Here is a 19,847-nt window from a genome sequence, read left to right as displayed (position 1 = left end):
ATGATTAAAGCAGAAGGGATTACGAAGTATTATAAGGTCAATGGAAAATCAAAGATCGTTTTTGAAAACTTGAACCTGGAATTGCCAAAAGGAGGTCGTCTAGCTCTATTAGGACCTAATGGCGCTGGTAAGTCAACTTTACTCCGAGTCCTTTGTGGGATAGAAGAACCCAATCGCGGACGCGTAATTCGCACCAGTTCAATATCCTGGCCAATAGGGGTTAGTAGGGGATTTATCCCTACGTTGACAGCACGAGAAAATATTAAATTTGTTTGTCGCCTATTCAATTACAATAAAGAAAAAACAACAGAACTTGTTGAGTTTGTGCGCGATTTTGCTGAAATTGGGAATTACTTTGATATGCCAATGATGACTTTTAGCTCTGGAATGCGATCACGTGTAGCTTTTGGAATGTCCGTTGCTTTTGAATTTGATTTTTATGTCATAGATGAGGTGATGGCAGTAGGCGATGCAAGCTTCAAGGAAAAATGCAGACAAGTACTGGAAGAACGAGCAAAAGGGAAAGGTATAATAATGGTATCGCATAATTTAGGTGAGTTGGGTAAATTTTGCGATCAAGGAATTTATCTCAACCATGGGGTATTACAATACGAAACAGACCTTACAAAATTAATCCAGCGTTACAAAGAAGATTGCCAGGTTGCTCGGAATAAGGAAGCCATAGCTTAATTAAGTATTCATAAAATTTCTGTCTAATTTAACTCGTCGATAAATTCTCAAAGCCATTTTTCTTGTGGGCTTAAAACCAAGATAAGCTTGAGCCAGCAGCATAAGCCAGCAGAATGCTATAAGAGTTATATTTTTTCCTTTTAAGATCCTTTTAAAATCTTGGAAAGTTATTTTCAGATTTTTTAGTTTCTCTTGCTTCTTATTGAAACGCATTAAATGTTTTTGCAAATCTTTGTACAATCGGTTTCTTTTACAATAACGTGTGATACTGTACTTAGGGTAAAAAGGATAGATAACAACACAACGCAAACAAGTTCTAAATTTTCTAATTGCAGTTCTTTGCATACCTGATCCCACTAGATTATTGATATGCTGACGGTAATCTACTGTTGCTTCCTCCAGAAAAGACACTTTAGCCATTGAGATAGCAATTATCCCCAACCACCAATCATGATAACTCATGTAAACATTATTCTTAGGAGGGAATGGTAACGCGAATTTTAATATTCTTGAGGTAAATACCATACTCATGCCAAATAAACTATTTACTAGCAAAATGTCTGTTTTTGAGGTTTTTGAGGGGAGGTCACTATACTTAAATAATGAATGTGCAATAAGCTTATTATGTTCATCAATTAATCTTGCGTCGCTATATACTAATTCTGCACTAGTTTGAAGAGCATGGCTTATTTTTTTTTCTAAATTATTAGGGTGCCAAACATCATCTTGATCACTCAAAGCAATAAAATCAAATTCATCAGTAACCAGACTTAACCCCCGCTTGAAATTATCATAAAAGCCGACTTTGATTTCGCTATCAATGAACCTAAAGCGATCATCAGCAATTTTTTCTGAAGTTCTTGTGAAAAGCCCATTATGAGGGCCATCGCTAAGGCAAAAACAAATAAAATTGCTATAAGTTTGATGCTTTATAGACAGCAATTGTTGGAAAAAAATTTCTGGATTAGGTTTATAAACCGCCATGACAATGGCAGTTTTATAATCATCAATCATGAACCACTCTGTAATCGGTATCAAATATTAATTACATGAATTTGGATTGAAAACCAGGCTTTAAGCATTTCAGCTAGATAAGCAAAACAAGCTCATCGTTATTCCAAATTTATAGGAATGTATCACATTTTTATGGTTTACCAAAACCGATTATTTTAGAAAGAGCAAAACATAGGCACATTGTTTTTTTCATGAATTTTCAAATAGTTAAGAAATTCCTTCATTGATCTTTTCAGAAAAGCTTTGTAAGATGATACTGCTTTTTTTAAACATTATAATGTTACAAATTCAAGGAGAAAATATGACTGGAATGATTGCAGTATTAGCATTCGTTGCCGCAGCAGCTATAGGGATAGGATGGGCTGCCAGTGAAACCTCAGGGAATGGCGATGGTCCTTACGGTTAGTTGATTACACTACAAATTATTCTTATGCCTCCTTCACTAATGAGGGGGCTAAACTCTCATCCTGCAACTTTTTCTTTATAATCAGCCTTTATTTTATTCATTCAAGAAGTTTTATAACTCATTGAGGATAATCCAAAATTCTTTATATAAGAAGGACATTTAGAGTACATCACTTCGTTTGTAATGACTAAATTAAGTCCTGTTTACAGTGATGAAAATAAAATCTAACAATTACGTCTCAATATAGGCCCCGCGGCCTTCGCCGCAGAGGGGTTCGGTGGTAGTTTTTTAATTAAGTCGAGTTTATAACGCTTCCATAAATTTTGTTAAATCTGATTTTTCTTGTGGAGTCAGCTGTAATTGCAACACCAAATTAAAAAACTCTACTGTGTCAGCCAGGGTTAAAAGTCGACCATCATGCAAATAAGGAGGGGAGTCTTTGATACCTCTTAGCGGGAAAGTCTTGATAGGGCCATCCCCAACAGCCATCATGCCATTTATCATTTGCGGTTTAAAGAACCTTTCCGTCTGCAAATTATGCATAGTATTGTCAGTATAATAAGGAGGTGTATGGCACGTAGCGCATTTTGCTTTTCCAAAAAATAACGCTTGTCCGCGCAACTCTTCCGGAGTAGCTTTCGCAGGGTCTAGCTTTCCTTCCCATGTCAACTTAGGGGCAGGAGGAAAATCTAAGATTTCCTGGAACTCAGCCATGAAATGAACCTGACTACCTCGCTCTAGAATATTAACCCCTTTTTTCGTAGCAATAACGGGATCGCCGTCAAAATAAGCAGCTCTTTGTTCGAACTCAGTGAAATCTTCAACTGATTTCAAAGCCCTTTGTGATCCAAACAAACGCTGTATATTGACACCACGCAAAGTAGGTGTGTTAATACGGTGACGAAACTCTTGTGGGCGAATGTCGCCAACCAAATGGGTCGCCTTGTTTGTATGCCATTGGCATGACAATCAAAGCAAGCAACTCCTCTACTGGGCTTAACAGTACGTCGATCTTCAGTCTGGTTGAATTGTTGTTGTGGAAACGGAGTAACTAACAAGCGTAATCCTTCAAGCTGCTTGGGATTTAATAGCCCATTAAACAATTCATAATAATTATTAATATTAACCAATTGTCCTTTTGATACATCACCCAGATCAGGTCTGGTAGTTAGAAAGATTGGGGCAGGGAAAGGTGGTAAAAAATGCTCTGGAATATCAAAGTCTAAATCAAAGCGAGTCAAATCCCTGTCTTCTTGTTTCTTAAACTCATCGATAACAATTTTGGGGAATAACATTCCTCCTTCGCCATGATTAGGGTGAGGTAATGGTAAAAAGCCTTGTGGAAAAACACCTTGGGATTTAATTTCCTCAGGAGTCATTTGACCAAGTTTCTCCCAAGTTATACCCTCAGGTAACTTAACCCTAACCCCTTCCTGAATAGGTTTGCCGCCTGTCATTTTTGTGGTTTTGGAAGGAGTATTACTTAAATCATAACGCTGCTCTAAGAGTTTTTTCTGCTTTTCATTAATACTGTCTTTAGCAGCGCTCATCCTTTGTAGAATACTTTGAAACGTTTCATTAATTACTACTGGTGCATAACTTGATGGCAATGGTTTGGAATTGGTTATTGATGATACTGGTGGAGTATCAGCATAGGCCATAGTAAGTGAGCCAGAAGCTAAAATGGCTAGTGCTAAAATTCTTTTTAACATATAAAATTCCATTTATTTTAAGTAGGTTATCATCATAAAGTACTTATAAATTCAATGCAATAAATCAATTTATTAGATGAAACAGTCCTAGTAGAATAAGGTAATAATAAAAGATTTTTGCTTCACAAAACAATTTTTAGATAGACATCAAATCTGGAGCAGTTTAGTCATGACCAATGTAGATATTCGCTGGCAACAGCGACTAAGTAATTACGCGAGAGCACTACAGCAACTGTCATCCACTGTAAACCTGGCACAAGCAAGACCTTTATCTGAACTAGAAAAGCAAGGTTTAATTCAGGCTTTTGAATTTACCCATGAGCTTGCCTGGAAGGTTGATTTATCACTTAAACATACTATAAACAATCAAGATTTGCTTGAACATATTGAGCGGGTAGGAATTACATTCTATTCACATACCCCAGATCATTAAAAATGATATTCAGAATACGCATGACTTAAATCTATTCACTCCGCAAGGAAACCATGGGCTCTAATTTAGAAGCCCGACGTGCAGGATAAAATCCGAAGAAAATACCTGTTGCTGCAGAAACAAAAAAGCCTGCAATAGGTGGAAGTAAATAGACAGTAAAAGTCCAATCACTAAAATAAGCCACTATCCTGGTAAAAATTAGCCCTAAGATGACTCCAAGTATGCCTCCTAATAAGGACAGCATAACGGATTCGGCTAAGAAGAGAGCTTGTATTTCTTTATTTTTTGCACCAACTGCTTTTCGAATACCAATTTCCTTCTTACGCTCGCTAACAGAAACGAGCATCACATTCATGACGCCAATACCGCCTACCAATAGTGAAATCCCGCCTATTACTGCTAACAGCAAGGTAAATATCCGTCCCTGGCTTTCCATACTGGCTATAATTTGTTTGGCACTACGAGGGAAAACGCTTAATTTGGGCACCAGCGAATTAATGATTTCTTTTATTTCATCAATGACTTCATCAATTGGGCTGTCCGGCTTAAGCAGTAACACAGCGTTATTGATTTTAGCATCTTTACTCACCAAACTGATTCCAGACAGAGGGATGATAACCGCTTGATTAATATCCTCGTTAAAGAATCCATTTTCCCTCCAGCGCTCTGCAACTCCAATAATAGTATAGAGTGACTGGCCAATACGTAATTGTTTTCCTACTGGATCATCTATACTGATTTCTTTCATTTGCTGCGCCAGACCATCACCAATAACGCAAAAATGCTCGAACGAATCTAAAAAAGAAACAAAATGCCCTTGCGACAAGTTAACATGCACGATATCTGCCAAATTGTCATCAGCCCCAATAACTGCCCCCTGCATAATTTTTCCGTTAAAACTTAAAGTTTGATAAGCAGTGCTATAAGGGGCAATTTTTAATACATAAGGAATGCGTTCAGCAAGTTGCTGCCATTGCGCTATAGATAATGAGTCTGATTCACTATGTGATTTGCTTGGTACTTTTTGATAAACAGAAACTGCCAATAAATCAGTACCCAATGCCTTAAATTGCTCAAGAGCTTTTTCGGTAGCTAATTGCCCACAACTAATCAAAGCAACTACCGCAGCCGTTCCTACCAATATCCCTAGAACAGCCAAAAGTGACCTCAGCTTGGCTGCTGTTAAATTAACTAACGCTTGCTGGCAATGACTAAAACAATTCATTATCCGTACTCCGCTATCACTATCCCATCAGCCAAAGCAATCCTCCGCTTGCATTGCTCGGCAATATGCTCATCATGCGTCACCATAATAATGGTGCGACCTTCCCCATGTAAGGTTAAAAATAAATTCATCACTTCAGCCCCAGTTCGGGAATCCAGTGCTCCAGTAGGTTCGTCTGCCAAAATAACCTGTGGATCAGTCACCAAAGCTCTCGCTATAGCTACCCGTTGCTGTTGTCCGCCTGATAACTGAGTCGGTCTGTGGCGCATATATTGCCGCATTCCCACTTTTTCTAGCGCTCCTTCCACTTTTTCTTTCATCAAGGCTGGATTGACGCCTCTATAAGTTAAAGGTAACGCCACATTTTGCATTGCTGTAAAACGAGGAAGTAAATTGAATTGCTGGAAAACAAACCCTATATTCTGATTGCGTAACTCTGCTGCCTCGTCATCACTTAAACTGGCTACATTGCGATTGTTTAAGGTATAAGTCCCTGAATCAGGTTTATCTAGCAAGCCAATGATGTTCATTAAGGTAGACTTACCTGAACCTGATGCCCCCACAATTGCCAGCAAATCTCCTTCATAGACTTTTAAAGACACTTTTTTTAGTACAGTAGTACTAAAGCCTTCCAGATGATAAGTCTTTACCAAGTCACAGAGCTTAATTAGGGGCCTGTCAATCATAAACTACCACTTCCCCTGGTTTAAGACCGCTTTCCACCACTACAGAATCTGCTTGTGCTGCGCCAGTTGTAATAATACGCTTCTGAATTGTCCCCTGAGCTAATTTCACTTTTACCACACTGTTACCTTTTTCTCTTTTTACGGCTTCGATAGGTATTAATAGCTGATTATTGGAATCCACATTCAGCTCAATAGACGCACTCATACCCACCTTTATCCATGATTGTTGTTCAGGTGTTAATGAGTTAACTTCAACTACTGCAGTAAATGATGGTAATCCCCCATTACTGGTATTTGATGCTTGCGCGTTGACGGCAACCAATTTACCTTTCAATTGATGTTTGCCAAAAGCCACTCCGCTAATGGTGGCCTCTATTCCTGGGCGAATTTTATCAATATCTATTTCTGGGACATCTATTTCTACGCTTATTCCACTCAAATCACCAATTAAAGCAATAACTTGACCTGATTTTATGGTTGATCCTATTGTGACGCGATTAGATTTATCCTCATTGGATTTTGGAGGATAAAGCATTATCCCGCCACTAGGCGCTTTTAAATGAATTAAATTATGGTTCGCAGTAAGTACTTTTCTTATCTTATCAAAGTCAGATAAACTCAAATTGGATAAATTCTGAGTATTTTTATCATCCATTTTTTCCAACATTTCAGAAAGCTTACGCGTTGCCTGCATTAAAGTCACTCGCGCAGTATCCACACCTGATTTCTCACTTAAATAATTATTTTTGGATATCAATCCCGCATGCCACAATTCTTCAGTCCCCACAAATTTTGCTTTAGCAATGGAGTAACTGTCTTTTGCCTTCAAGTAATCTGTCAGAGTATCGTTATATTGTTTTTGTAATTCATTAGAGTTTAAAGTTAAAACCACATCGCCTTTTTTAACCATCTGGCCATAATGAAAATTCATGGCGTCGACAACCGCTTCCATTGGACTGGTCAAACTGCTTTCCCTGATCGGTTGTACTGTGCCAGTGAAATGCAGCGTCTTATGTAAAAGTTGCGGTTTCACCTCATATGTTTTTAATGAACTGGTTTGTGGTTTGTCCGTACTGCCGCAGGAAGCCAGAATTAAAAACAAAAATCCAATAGAGAATATTTTTAAATAATCGTTCATCCGCCATACCTTAGTTTGATCTGCCAATAATCCAGCGTGGTTCCCAAAATCCGTTGTAACGCTGATAACTGATTAAGATATGCAATCTTTGCCCCTATCAACCCTGATTGCGCTTGAATCAACTGATTTTGCGTATTGTTGACATCCAGTGCACTGGATATTCCAGCTTCTTGCTTTTTCTTTTCTAACGCATAGGATTGCTCCGCCAATTTTACTTGCTTTTGTGCCAACTCATAACGCTTGGCTAAGCTCTGGATATTATTAATGGTATTGGTTACATTAGTAATTAAAGCTCTTTTCGCTGCGATAAGATTAATTCTATCTTTTTCCAATTGCACTTTGGCATTGATTAATTGGCTACGTCGCCCAATATCATTCAATGGAATAGTCAGAGTTACTCGAGCTGACTCCGTAACATTATTGCCATTGTAAATCCCACTAATACCAGTATTAGTACCAGTAACATCATTGACTGCGCCTCCTTGCACAGTACCTGCCAAATCAAGCTGCCAAAGTTGTTGATTTTTAGCCACAGCATAGGCGCGCTCATCGGCACGTAATGCCATTTTTTGAGCCAAATACTGAGTGTTATGATTTAGCGCTATTTCAATGGATTCTTGCAAGTCAGGAACTATAATTTTATTGATAGCCACATCACTGGGAACTGAGATATGTAAATCTGGATCTAGTCCTATCATTTGCAATAATTCTTGTGAAGCTATTTTAAAATCATTTTCACCTTGCTCTACCATCAAACTTAGAGATTCGATTTGATAAGATTGTTGTATATTTCCAGTGGGCTCCAATTGCCCAGCTGCAATTTTTTTTTCATTAATCTGGTAGGATTTCTTAGCTTCTTCTAACTGTAAACGCTGGTTTTGTAAATTATTTCCACTTAAAATCAGCGCCCTGTATGCTGTAATAACCTGAGTAATTTGATCGATAACGGACTGTTGCAGACTTAACTTATTTAACCATTCCTTATCAACGGCATCCAAAAGTTTTGCCTCATTCACCGCTTTACCAAATCCACGTAACAAAGGCTGGGTAATTGAAAAATTCAAAACAGGATTATAACTATTATTAGTAGAAACATTGCTGTCAATAGACACAGAAGCTTTTGTACCTATTTTCGTTTTTAAATCTAATTCGGGACTGGCTAAAAAAGAATGGGTTGTAGAACTGCCTACTCCCTCAAAAGTACTTTTTTGTAAAACTCCAGAAGCCCCTAAAGCATATTGTAATTCAAATTCATTATTAGCTAATCGCAATTGATAACGCTGGATAATTCTATCCAATTCCGCGTTTTGAATGTTGGAATTATAGCGTAATGCTAAAAGAATCGCTTCTCTTATGCTTAAATGCTGAATGGTTTTCTTTCGTGATTCAGGGGACGTTGGGAGCTCTATCCAGTTTTTTAACATATACTCTGGGTTAGCTATAGCCTTTTGTAATCTTTTTCCTGCTTGCTCTACTCGCTGTGCTTCTGCATTAGGATCATCTACCCAGGAATAAAGAGAACTGTCTGGATGCGCAGGAGGCTTTACAGCCCAAATATTGAAGCTAATCAGGCCTAGTAAAATTAATACCTGCAACAATATTATGCCCTTATTTAAAAATTTCACCTTTGTTTATCGCCTGTTCTTCGTAAAAATATTAGTCGTAGGTTGGTGCTATGTTAATCCTGGTACTGTAAACCTTTGCCTATCTTGCAGGCGTAAAGCCGTTAATTGTCCTCCCCAGAGGCATCCCGTATCTATTGCATGGATGCGAGGATTTGAGCTTCGTCCCATTAGAGCAGCCCAATGCCCAAACACAATCTCCATTTCGATTTCTCTGCGACCTGGCACCTCAAACCATGGATAAAGATGTCTGGGAGCCTTAGCAATAGTGCCCTTGTATCTCAACTCCAATCTTCCTTGAGCATCACAAAAGCGCATTCGGGTAAAATAATTGGTAATAGCTCGCAATCGGTCCATTCCAATCAAATCATCCGACCAAATATCGGGGTAATTTCCATACATATTTGTTAAAAATTCAGTATATGAATCACCAGAAAGTATTGTTTCCAATTCATGTGCAAGGCTTATGGCTTTCGATAAATCCCATAAAGGGGCTATACCGGCATGGCACATGACGATATTTAGCTCTGAAGAAATACAAAGAATAGATTGTCTCCGTAACCAATGCCCCAACTCCTCTGCGTCTTCAGCTTGCAAAATCCCTTGCAAAGTATCATCATGTCCTCTCCAGGCTTGTTCGCCAAATAATGAGCCTAATAAATGCAAATCATGATTACCAAGGGTTATTTGAGGGGTAACTGGTAAATCCCTAATGAATCTTAGTACTGCTAATGAATCCGGTCCGCGATTCACCATATCTCCAACAAACCATAAACGATCCTCTTTTTCATTAAAATCAATTAATTCGAGCAATCGTTGTAAGGGATCATAACAACCTTGGATGTCCCCTATGGCATAATCAGGCACCGCGCTTTGCTCCATGTGTCAGATGAGGCACATCATGATCGATATCTTGCCATTGCCCATTGGTAGCCAGTTTCTGTAAAGGAGTAACGACAATGGCATTTTGATGTTGAGTAAATTGGTTCGTAAATTGTGATTTATGAATTAATTCCAATGCCGAGATAGATTCAATTTTGCCTGTATTCAAGTTATGCACCTGAACAGACTTCGGTAAGGCAACCCCATATTCTGAAAAAATAACTCCACTATACATTTGTTGAGTATGTGTTTGCTCAAAGCGAGCTGTAATATTACCTCCAGCTCCACGACTATGAAGCCCCAAGGACAAAAATCCATTTTGGACAGCTTGCCAATTGGGATATTGCGGATGCTTAAGCACAAATAATTGAAACATTTCAGGACACATTAGCATCCCGCCAGGAACCATAAATAACGGGGCTTTATTCACCATAATAATACCGTCATCTAACGACTTCATAAGCCATTGAATGAACTCAACTCCTATCATCTGCTCTTTTTCTGCTATGGAGGCTGGCACACCCCCTGTAAAGGTAACCGCCCTTCCGTATCGACCACCCCGTCTTGCCCCACTTCTGGCTATAAATTCCATGAAATAACGCTGTATTGCTATAGCGTCAGCTCGAATCAAAATAGCACCCAAAGTACCTGCAGAACGCTCGTCCTCATTAAGCAGTGCTAACCAAACCGCTAAAACCTGTGGATTAGACGCAATCCAGGCAAAACCACTGGCAGGCATCAGAGTTCTAGCCAGCAATAAATTTAATCTGCGACGAAACTCGACATCAGCCTCTTTCTGAAATTGATAGTCATAATAACTACCTGTACTAATCAAGCTTTCTAATAATGGATTCCATTGTTTTAATAATTGGCCATTGATATCATATAAATTGACTCGAAACTCATCAAATAACTTGCCTATCCCTAATAAAATACCTGCTGAATAGAGGCATATTGCCAAAGTTTTTGTTCTTCAGAAAATAAACCGGGCTGATCCTGAATGGTAAATTCCTTAAATAGGCTCAATGCAGCCTCTGTTCTATTTAAAGCATGATCGACCATACCACCAGGCTGAGAATAATAACTATTTATAGTTTCAGGTAAATTTTGGCAATAGTTCACTAGATTCTCGATAAGAACGGAACACAAACTATCATAGCGAGATGCTTCCAGCCCGCTCAGCTCTCTCATTTTCCGCAACAAAACTTGTCGTTTCTCTTCACTCAAAAATTGCTCAGCAGTAATCATACGGGTCAAATCTTTTAAGGATTTGGATTGAGCAGATAAAGAGCTTTTACGTTGACGATGAAACAAGACAACCTCCACAATAACTTATCATATAATTTTACACTAATTGGAAATAAATTTCGCTAGTTGAACATATTCCGCAACAGAAATTTGTTCGGGTCTCTTACTACCATCAATACCCAAATCATTTAATTGAGATAAAGAAATAACCCCCTTCAAATTATTTGTAAGAGTTTTACGCCTCATAGAAAAAGATTTTGCAACTATACTTTCCAATTGCATCATATTTACCGAATCAAATGGCGAAACGCGATAAGGCGTTAATCGGACTATTGCCGAGTTTACTTTTGGCCTAGGTTCAAAAGCCTCGGGAGGAACATCAAATAAATATTCTACTTCACAATAATATTGCAATATCACGCTCAACCGCCCATAAGCTTTAATTCCATGAACTGCTACCATTCGCTCTACAACTTCTTTTTGCAGCATAAAATGCATATCATCGATGAAGGAGGCAAATTTCAATAAATGAATAAGCAAAGGAGTAGAGATGTTATAGGGTAAGTTCCCTATTACCCTTAGATGGGGGCCAAATTGACTAAAATCAATAGTTAATGCATCAGCAGAAATTAAGTTCAATTTGCTGCGAGCAATGGGCAACTGCTCTAAATATTTTTGTAAGTCGATATCAATCTCTATTGCTGTTAACTTATCTAATTTTTGCAGCAATGGGAGCGTTAAAGCACCTAAACCCGGACCAATTTCCAGCATATTATCACCCGCCAAAGGATTAATAGCCCTCAGAATTGCTTCAATAATATACTTATCCTGTAAAAAATTTTGACCAAACCGTTTACGTGGCTATGCCTCACTTTTTCTCTCACTTGTATTGGGATTGCTATGAATTCGGCAGTATTGTTGGTTATCCTCTAACATGAAACCCAACCTACAGAATATAAAGAATTTACAATTTTACCGTAGGTTGGTGCCAAGCGCCAGTGAAGCCCCACTTCACAAACTATCTTACTCAATACTATAAATTTTTATAGCCTAAACTTCAAAATATGGGGTAAAATTCAGCCACAATGACCAAGGTTAGATGTGATAATATCAGATTTAAATGCGAATTTCAGAATTCGCCTTTCAAGTTTAGGAAAGTAAAGAATGGCTTATAGAAAAATGCTCAAATCAAAAATTCATCGTGCTTGTGTTACTCAGGCTGACTTGGATTATGAAGGAAGTATCACCATTGCACCTGAGCTTTTAGAAGCTGCCAATATATTGCCTTATGAAGCAGTCAATGTATGGAACATCACAGCTGGAACTCGATTTGAAACTTACGCTATTTTGGGGGAAAAAGGCTCAACTGATATTTGCGTGAATGGAGCCGCAGCTCATTTGGTAACACCTGGTGATTTAGTCATAATTGCCTCATTTACTCAAATTTTAGAAGAAGATTGCAGTACTCATGAGCCTACCGTTGTTTTTGTTGATCAATTTAACCGCCTAAAGGAAATTAGGCCTGAGAGAATTGGAATCAAGAATAAACTATCTTGTCCGGCGTAGGAGATTTCTTTACTGTGATTTTGGTTATTTTGTAGACAAAGTATGATTTTGCCCTGATAAGCCCGAATAATTAGAAAAATAAAATTTAATAGTTTATTCTATCCTTTTATATTCGCCCAAAGTTAATCTTATGCTAGTTCATTTGATTGAATTACGTCGCAGAGCAATCTACACTTTTATTTGGTTTGGCGCCTTATTTTTATTATTTTTTTTCTTTGCTAGAGAACTTTTTCAAGTTTTAGTAAAACCTTTACTGAACTCATTGCCCAACCAAGAAGGTTTAATTGCCACTCAGATCACCTCCTCAGTTTTTACTCCCCTAAAGCTTGCAGCTGACGCTGCTCTGCTATTAACCGCTCCTTTCGCATTATTTCAGATCTGGCGTTTTATGCGTCCTGGGCTCTATAAGAATGAACAATCACAAATTAAAGGGACAATAATTTTAAGTCTTACCCTATTTATTATTGGGACCCTGTTTTGCTTCTACCTTGTGCTTCCCTTTATGTTTCAATTTTTTGCCAACGCGCTACCTGAAGGTGTCCGGCTTATGCCTGACATGAGTTATACTATAGACTTCATTACCCATATGCTTCTTTTGTTTGGTTTTTCTTTTCAAGTTCCGCTGATTTGCCTCGTTTTAGTACGCGTTCACTTAATAAAGGTAGGGACCCTTATAAAAATCAGGCCTTATATCATCACTGGAGCATTTGTAGTTGGCATGTTATTCACTCCCCCCGATGTCTTTTCGCAAATTACCCTAGCCCTCCCTCTGTGTTTACTTTATGAGGTGGGAATTATTTTAGCCAGAATTTATGAAAGCCCTCCATCGCATGTAGAGCTATAGTATGATCTCAAGTCCCAAACTAATCAGCCGATATATTTAGCACGATGCTCAAGAAGGGAGCTAAAATGAATAAAATTGCTAAATTTAATATCGGTGATCTGGTTATTCATAAAAGAAACCGTTATAGAGCCATTGTCATAGACGTCGATCCTATATTTCAAGCATCCGGTAAATACAATCCTCAAGCGCCCCAACATGAGTTTGCAACGCGTAATCCTTGGTATCGCTTATTAGTTGATGACAGCAGCCAAATGACTTATGTTGAAGAATGCCAATTAATTGCTGACTCCAGCCAAGACCCTATTAATAATCCCAATATTACAAATTTTTTAAAAGAACAAGATGGTAGCTACCGTTCTACCAATTCTAGCCACTAAATTTTTATTTCCTGGATTACGGCTTTCGCCTAACCCAGGACCCTTATTCGTTATGTACTTCTTAATATTAATACCAGCAAAGCAATAAATCCGATTAAAATTAACCCTAAAATCCCCATAGTCATAAAGCTTTTATTAATATTTTCTTTGCTGAATTGCTCCGGGCTTCCTTTAATAAATCGATACAGCACAAAAATAATTAGTCCTGCACCTATAAGACCTAATATTTGGTATAAAGTTTCCACTAACCTACTCCTTTTACTTAAGCAGACCAAATTAAATATCAACCTAGATTTTTTTGATCCCTTTCTTATTTTGCTTCAAAAGCAAAAGCATCTGAAAACATCTGTGTAGACGATGCTCCATGAGCTATTAAGGCATCACGAGTACTATAAACCATATCGAAGGGGCCGCTTATAACGATTTGCCAATTATGAATATCTTTTGAGTGTCTGGAAAGCACGCAAGAAGCTAAAGTACTATCACCCCTATTATCAGATAAAGAAAAATATTGAAACTGGCTCGCATGAGATTGCCAATTTCTTACCTTCTCATCCATATACAAATCACTTTGCGACCGAGCGCCCCAAAATAATTCAAATGGCCTATTGTCGGAATTAGCTAATAAATATTCAATCATGGCTTTAATGGGGGCGAATCCAGTTCCTCCTGCAATAAATAGAATAGGCTTCTGAGCATCCAACTTATCAACATGGCATTCACCCAATGGTAATTTTAATTGCACAGAACCATATTTTTTAATATGTGCCAATAGAAATTGGTGGTACCAATTGTCTTGGCTATGGCGAATATGCAATTCATATCGGTGTGAACCTAAAGGAGCATTCGCAATAGAGTAATTCAACTCTTCTCCCGAAAAAAGTATTTGCAAATATTGCCCAGCCTGATACTCAATATATTCATTAGGTACTAATATTAGTCGCATTATACTGTCTGTTAAAGGAGAAATATCCTCTACTTGAGCCTGAATAATTTTAGCTGTCATTTATCTAATCCTAACAAGGACCAATAGCTATTTACTTTATCTAATATATCCTTATCCATAGTAATTGGTTTACCCCATTCTCTTTGTGTTTCTCCCGGCCACTTGCTTGTAGCATCCATTCCCATCTTAGATCCCAAACCTGAAACTGGGGAAGCAAAATCCAGATAATCAATCGGGGTATTCTCTATCATCACTGTATCCCTGGCGGGATCCATACGAGTAGTCATTGCCCATATGACATCTTGCCAATTCCGAGCATCCACATCATCGTCACAAACAATCACAAATTTGGTGTACATAAATTGACGCAAAAAAGACCAAACAGCCATCATAATACGCTTAGCATGCCCTGGGTATTGTTTTCTTATAGTAACGACGGCCAAACGATAGGAGCAACCTTCTGGGGGCAAGTAAAAATCTACAATCTCAGGGAATTGTTTTTGCAATAAAGGAACAAACACCTCATTCAGGGCAACGCCCAAAATTGCTGGTTCATCTGGGGGTCTTCCAGTATAAGTACTGTGATAAACAGGATTATCCCTATGAGTAATTCGCTCCACAGTAAAAACAGGGAAAGATTGTACTTCATTATAATAACCCGTGTGATCTCCATAAGGTCCTTCCGGTGCTTCAACTCCAGGCTCAAGATAACCTTCCAAAACTATTTCCGCACTGGCAGGAACATGTAAGTCATTTCCTATACATCGAGTTAATCTGGTGCGTTGGCCTCTTAATAAACCCGCGAAAGCATATTCAGACAAAGTATCAGGAACAGGAGTAACCGCTGCTAATATCGTTGCTGGATCAGCTCCTAAAGTTACCGCGACAGGAAAACGTTCTCCCGGGTACTCTTGTTGCCAGGCCTGATAATCTAACGCCCCTCCTCTATGAGATAGCCATCGCATAATAAGCTTATTCTTGCCTAATAACTGCTGGCGATAAATCCCCATATTTTCTCTGCTTTGATGAGGACCTTTAGTAGTCACCAAGCCCCAGGTAATCAATGGAGCTATATCCCCAGGCCAACAAGTTTGAATGGGCAATAAATTTAAATCCACTTCATCTTTTTCCCATACATGAGTCTGACACTCTGCACCACTAACGTATTTAGGAGCCATATTCAAGGCTTGTTTTAGTAAAGGTAACTTACTAAAAGCGTCTTTGAAGCCTTTAGGGGGATCTGGTTCTTTTAAAGCCGCCAATAATTTTCCAATCTCTCTTAAAGCTGCGATGGATTCTTCCCCCATTCCCAAAGCAACACGTTCTACAGTACCAAAAAGATTAGTTAAGACAGGCATATCGTAATGAGGGGTATTGGTAAAGAGAAGAGCGGGGCCTCCAGAACGCAACACTTTATCGCTAATCACAGTCATCTCAAGATGAGGAGATACTGGGTAATCAATCCGTTTTAATAGCTTGCGCGATTCAAGTTGAGTTATGAAATCCCTCAAGTCTGAATATTTCATTAAATATCTCTAAAAGAAGAAAACCGTAGCCCGTATTGGCACAACTAATACGGGATCCCGATATGAATCAAAATCTAAAAATCGATCCTATACAGATCCTATATTAGCTGCACTAATACGGGCTACAAAAATCTAATTGAATTATTCTTGGCGCTTCATGGCATCAAAAAATTCAGCATTTGTCTTATGATTTTTCATGCGTTCCAATAAGAATTCAATAGCGTCGCATTCATCCATAGATTGCAGAATCTTACGTAATATCCAGGTACGCTGTAGTTCTTCTGGGCTTAATAGGAGATCCTCACGACGAGTACCAGACCGATTAATATTAATTGCAGGGAAAACTCTTCGCTCTGCAATATTACGACTTAAGTGAATTTCCATGTTACCGGTACCTTTGAACTCTTCATAAATCACTTCGTCCATTTTGGAACCAGTGTCTACAAGAGCCGTTGCAATAATAGTTAAGCTACCTCCTTCTTCTATATTGCGTGCTGCACCATACAATCTCTTAGGTCTTTGTAAAGCATTAGCATCAACACCACCAGTAAGCACTTTACCTGATGCAGGTACAACCGTGTTGTAAGCTCGGGCTAAACGAGTAATAGAGTCAAGCAAAATAACCACGTCACGTTTATGCTCAACCAGACGCTTAGCTTTCTCTATAACCATTTCTGCAACCTGGACATGGCGGTTAGCTGGCTCATCAAAAGTACTAGCAACCACTTCTCCTTTAACAGAACGCTGCATTTCTGTCACTTCTTCTGGACGCTCATCGATAAGCAAAACAATGAGATAGCATTCAGGATAGTTTTTTTCTATGGAACGGGCGATATTTTGCAGCATTAAAGTTTTACCTGCTTTGGGTGGCGAAACTATTAAGCCACGCTGCCCCCGACCAAATGGTGCGCACAAATCAACCACCCTGGCAGTCAAGTCTTCCGTGCTGCCATTCCCTTGCTCCATAACCAAACGCTCAGTGGCAAATAAAGGCGTTAAATTTTCAAATAAAATTTTACGCTTCGCGCTATCTGGCGTATCGTAATTAATTTGATCTACTTTTAATAAGGCAAAATAACGTTCATTATCTTTAGGGGGGCGGATTTTGCCTGAAATAGTATCTCCAGAGCGAAGTCCAAAGCGCCTGATTTGGCTAGGGGAGACATAAATGTCATCAGGACCCGCTAAATAAGAGCCATCAGCAGAGCGCAAGAAACCAAAACCATCAGTCAAAACCTCTAAAACCCCATCGCCATGGATGTCTTCACCCTTTAAAGCATGGGCTTTCAGAATTGCGAAAATGATGTCTTGCTTACGCATACGGGAGGTATTTTCCACACCCATCTCTTGAGCGATATTAACGAGATCGGCAATAGGTAATTGCTTAAGTTCACTAAGATTCATACTTCTCACTTGATTTATTGTTTAAACGAATTGAATATCCGAAGAAAATTTACGTTAGGGAATAGCAGCTAAGGAATCCGCTGCCTATGTGGCTCACTTGTTTTTAAAGTATGTCACATAGCTAAAAGGCTATCACAGCTTTACAACAAGATCCAACACTTTAACTAAAAAATAAAAAGTTATTTTGATTTTTTTATTATAACTATTAAATTTTAAGAAGAAATCCCTTTTCATAACTCTACATTAACACAAAATGCGCAATAAAGATACATTGCCTTAGGCATTTTCTCTCCTTTCAGGCTATGTATCTTTCACTGACTCTCGTTAGTGCTCGTTTTACGCAATCATATCAAACCAAATAACAATCAGACATGGCTCTCAACAAAAGCGCTTAATTGCGATTTAGATAGTAAACCCATTTTAACTGCTTCAACCTGACCATTTTTAAAAAGAATTAAAGTGGGGATGCTCATCACGCCAAATTTGGCAGGCGCTTGGGGGTTTTCATCGATATTGATTTTAGCAAACGTCATATCTTTACTATGGGTTGCTGCTACTTCTTCTAAAATAGGAGTTAATGCACGACAAGGGCCACACCATTCTGCCCAAAAATCAACCAGAACAGGTTTGGATGAGTTAATTACATCCTGCTCAAAGCTGGCATCGGTTACCGTTTTAATATGATCACTCATGAATAAACCTCTGTTATTATATATGTAATTTTTTGGCTGAATACCAAATTTTTAGATTCCTGTATCTCCTGTGGATTTTGGTTTAGAGTAAGGCAGAATCGGCGTTTACTAAACATCTCAGAAACACTCGCAATGCAGGCTATAAAGCAAAAGCTACAGATTATACAGGAGTGCCTATTATAGATCACCTCCAACAGCTTGCAACACACTTAGTGCTGTAATTGCTGCTGTTTCTGTACGCAAAATTCTCGGCCCTAATGATAAAGGCAAGAAACCATATTCACCAGTCAATTTAATTTCCTCATCACTTAAACCACCTTCTGGGCCAATAATTAAAGCAATATTTGCTGCCTGAATAGAGTAATTACGCCATGTCTTATTCGATGCTGGGTGCAAAATTAATTTCAAATCTTCTCTCGTTTTCCTTAAAAATTGCTCCAAGGGTTCTGGATAATATACCACAGGAACTTTATTGCGACCGCATTGCTCACAAGCACTAATAACAATATTTTGCCATTGATGCATTTTTTTTGCCATTCGCTCTTTATCCAGTTTAACCTGGCACCGTTCTGTAATAACAGGTGTAATGCGTGATACCCCTAATTCAACAGATTTTTGCATTACTATCTCCATGCGCTCACCTTTAGAAACTGCTTGCGCTAAATGTACACTCAATGGAGATTCCCTACTGATCTGGGCTGCTGAACCAATTGATACAAGAACTTGCTTTTTCCTCACACTCTCAATTGTCGCCTTAAATTCATAATTGTCTCCATTAAACAAGGTAATTTGATCACCAGGTTTCATACGTAAAACGACAGCCACGTGCTGTCCTGCTTCAGGAGATAATTCAAGAAACTGTCCCGTTTGATATTCGCCAGATTGATAAATACGTATTTCTCTCACAGTCAACCACCAATAATTTTGATAAGGTACTATAACAAAAATTACTAATTTACGTCTGCTATGCTAGAATTTTGCCAACTGAATCTATCCAATCGACTAATTTGTTAAGGAATTAAAATATGGCCAAAATACGTATAGAAACAGACAGCATGGGCGAGATCGAGGTTCCAGCCGATAAATATTGGGGAGCCCAGACTGAACGCTCCTTGCATCATTTCAACATAGGCAACGACATTATGCCAAGGGAAATCATACACGCTTTTGGTATTTTAAAAAAAGCCGCAGCGCTGACCAATCTGGAATTAGGCAAATTACCAAAAGACAAAACGGATTTAATTATTAAAGCTGCCGATGAAGTGAGTAAAGGAATGTTAGATGATCATTTTCCATTGCACGTTTGGCAAACAGGGAGCGGTACTCAATCTAACATGAACACGAATGAAGTGATTTCTAATCGAGCTATTGAATTGGCAGGAGGAGCAATGGGAAGCAAGGTCCCCGTTCATCCCAATGATCATGTTAACATGTCC

Annotated in this window: 18 protein-coding genes and 3 pseudogenes; 6 read left to right on the top strand and 15 right to left on the bottom strand. The window is 38.6% G+C overall.

Translation table 11 applies throughout. The annotated features are described in order from the left end of the window. Positions 1–690 (top strand): ABC transporter ATP-binding protein, encoded by a 690-nt coding sequence (locus OK13_RS02540; RefSeq protein ID WP_035887371.1) that lies wholly within the window; start codon positions 1–3, stop codon positions 688–690. Here OK13_RS02540 and OK13_RS02535 read toward each other — a convergent pair whose 3' ends face one another. Together OK13_RS02535 and OK13_RS16140 are read right to left on the bottom strand one after the other, a co-directional pair. Further along, on the bottom strand, positions 691–1,704 hold the full coding sequence (locus tag OK13_RS02535; protein ID WP_035887370.1) for a glycosyltransferase: 1,014 nt from the start codon (positions 1,702–1,704) through the stop codon (positions 691–693). A 709-nt stretch (positions 1,705–2,413) separates the two neighbouring features. Continuing rightward, positions 2,414–3,771, bottom strand: a pseudogene (locus tag OK13_RS16140) (cytochrome B6). Positions 3,772–3,991: 220 nt separating this feature from the next. On the opposite strand from OK13_RS16140, the gene OK13_RS14040 reads away from it, so the two are divergent. Further along, positions 3,992–4,255, top strand: a complete 264-nt coding sequence (locus OK13_RS14040) for a nucleotidyltransferase substrate binding protein (protein ID WP_081964841.1) — start codon at positions 3,992–3,994, stop codon at positions 4,253–4,255. A 31-nt stretch (positions 4,256–4,286) separates the two neighbouring features. On the opposite strand, the gene OK13_RS02520 is transcribed toward OK13_RS14040, so the two are convergent. The 7 genes and pseudogenes from OK13_RS02520 to rsmA all read right to left on the bottom strand — a co-directional run. Next, the gene (locus OK13_RS02520; RefSeq protein ID WP_035887369.1) at positions 4,287–5,480 is read right to left on the bottom strand and encodes an ABC transporter permease; all 1,194 of its coding nucleotides are present in this window, start codon (positions 5,478–5,480) and stop codon (positions 4,287–4,289) included. Continuing rightward, a complete protein-coding gene (locus OK13_RS02515; protein ID WP_035887368.1) occupies positions 5,480–6,166 on the bottom strand; it encodes an ABC transporter ATP-binding protein in 687 nt (228 codons plus the stop codon). Before OK13_RS02515 ends, OK13_RS02520 begins: the two co-directional genes overlap by 1 nt. Continuing rightward, a complete protein-coding gene (locus OK13_RS02510) occupies positions 6,159–7,304 on the bottom strand; it encodes an efflux RND transporter periplasmic adaptor subunit (RefSeq protein ID WP_035887366.1) in 1,146 nt (381 codons plus the stop codon). Before OK13_RS02510 ends, OK13_RS02515 begins: the two co-directional genes overlap by 8 nt. Beyond that, on the bottom strand, positions 7,301–8,929 hold the full coding sequence (locus OK13_RS02505; protein WP_035887364.1) for a TolC family protein: 1,629 nt from the start codon (positions 8,927–8,929) through the stop codon (positions 7,301–7,303). The genes OK13_RS02510 and OK13_RS02505 overlap by 4 nt, the downstream gene beginning before the upstream one ends. A 48-nt stretch (positions 8,930–8,977) precedes the next feature. Beyond that, positions 8,978–9,793 (bottom strand): symmetrical bis(5'-nucleosyl)-tetraphosphatase, encoded by an 816-nt coding sequence (locus OK13_RS02500; protein WP_035887362.1) that lies wholly within the window; start codon positions 9,791–9,793, stop codon positions 8,978–8,980. Beyond that, positions 9,786–11,122: pseudogene (locus tag OK13_RS02495) on the bottom strand (conjugal transfer nickase/helicase domain-containing protein). The gene OK13_RS02500 and the pseudogene OK13_RS02495 overlap by 8 nt, the downstream one beginning before the upstream one ends. A gap of 36 nt (positions 11,123–11,158) precedes the next feature. Then, a pseudogene (gene rsmA / locus OK13_RS02490) lies at positions 11,159–11,917 on the bottom strand (16S rRNA (adenine(1518)-N(6)/adenine(1519)-N(6))-dimethyltransferase RsmA); the annotation flags it as partial. Between the two features lie 303 nt (positions 11,918–12,220). Here rsmA and panD point away from each other — a divergent pair. The 3 genes from panD to hspQ all read left to right on the top strand — a co-directional run bounded on the left by panD (position 12,221) and on the right by hspQ (position 13,843). Further along, positions 12,221–12,622, top strand: coding sequence for an aspartate 1-decarboxylase (gene panD / locus OK13_RS02485; protein ID WP_035887360.1), 402 nt, complete (start codon positions 12,221–12,223; stop codon positions 12,620–12,622). 130 nt (positions 12,623–12,752) lie between these two features. Beyond that, positions 12,753–13,466 (top strand): twin-arginine translocase subunit TatC, encoded by a 714-nt coding sequence (gene tatC / locus OK13_RS02480; RefSeq protein ID WP_035887356.1) that lies wholly within the window; start codon positions 12,753–12,755, stop codon positions 13,464–13,466. A gap of 65 nt (positions 13,467–13,531) precedes the next feature. Continuing rightward, entirely contained in the window at positions 13,532–13,843 is a 312-nt protein-coding gene (gene hspQ, locus OK13_RS02475; RefSeq protein ID WP_035887354.1) for a heat shock protein HspQ, read from the top strand. 50 nt (positions 13,844–13,893) lie between these two features. Here the strand turns inward: hspQ and OK13_RS02470 are convergent, their stop codons facing one another. From OK13_RS02470 to OK13_RS02445, 6 genes are all read right to left on the bottom strand, one after another. Then, positions 13,894–14,088 carry a hypothetical protein gene (locus OK13_RS02470; protein ID WP_035887352.1) on the bottom strand — a complete coding sequence of 65 codons (195 nt, stop codon included), beginning with the start codon at positions 14,086–14,088 and terminating at the stop codon, positions 13,894–13,896. A gap of 65 nt (positions 14,089–14,153) precedes the next feature. Next, positions 14,154–14,849 carry an NAD(P)H-flavin reductase gene (locus OK13_RS02465; protein WP_035887350.1) on the bottom strand — a complete coding sequence of 232 codons (696 nt, stop codon included), beginning with the start codon at positions 14,847–14,849 and terminating at the stop codon, positions 14,154–14,156. Then, positions 14,846–16,315 (bottom strand): 4-hydroxy-3-polyprenylbenzoate decarboxylase, encoded by a 1,470-nt coding sequence (ubiD, locus tag OK13_RS02460; protein WP_035887347.1) that lies wholly within the window; start codon positions 16,313–16,315, stop codon positions 14,846–14,848. Before ubiD ends, OK13_RS02465 begins: the two co-directional genes overlap by 4 nt. Before the next feature lie 141 nt (positions 16,316–16,456). After that, positions 16,457–17,719 (bottom strand): transcription termination factor Rho, encoded by a 1,263-nt coding sequence (gene rho, locus OK13_RS02455; protein ID WP_035887345.1) that lies wholly within the window; start codon positions 17,717–17,719, stop codon positions 16,457–16,459. A 365-nt stretch (positions 17,720–18,084) separates the two neighbouring features. Then, a complete protein-coding gene (gene trxA / locus OK13_RS02450; RefSeq protein WP_035887344.1) occupies positions 18,085–18,411 on the bottom strand; it encodes a thioredoxin in 327 nt (108 codons plus the stop codon). Between the two features lie 177 nt (positions 18,412–18,588). Further along, on the bottom strand, positions 18,589–19,317 hold the full coding sequence (locus tag OK13_RS02445) for a 16S rRNA (uracil(1498)-N(3))-methyltransferase (protein ID WP_035887341.1): 729 nt from the start codon (positions 19,315–19,317) through the stop codon (positions 18,589–18,591). A gap of 119 nt (positions 19,318–19,436) precedes the next feature. Between OK13_RS02445 and OK13_RS02440 the strand changes: the two genes are divergently transcribed. Then, a partial coding sequence (locus OK13_RS02440) for a lyase family protein (protein ID WP_035887339.1) occupies positions 19,437–19,847 on the top strand: 411 nt, incomplete at its 3' end.

It is taken from the genome of Legionella norrlandica, from assembly GCF_000770585.1.
In the GTDB taxonomy this organism is placed as follows: Bacteria; Pseudomonadota; Gammaproteobacteria; order Legionellales; family Legionellaceae; genus Legionella; species Legionella norrlandica.
This window is presented reverse-complemented; position numbering and strand designations above follow the sequence as displayed.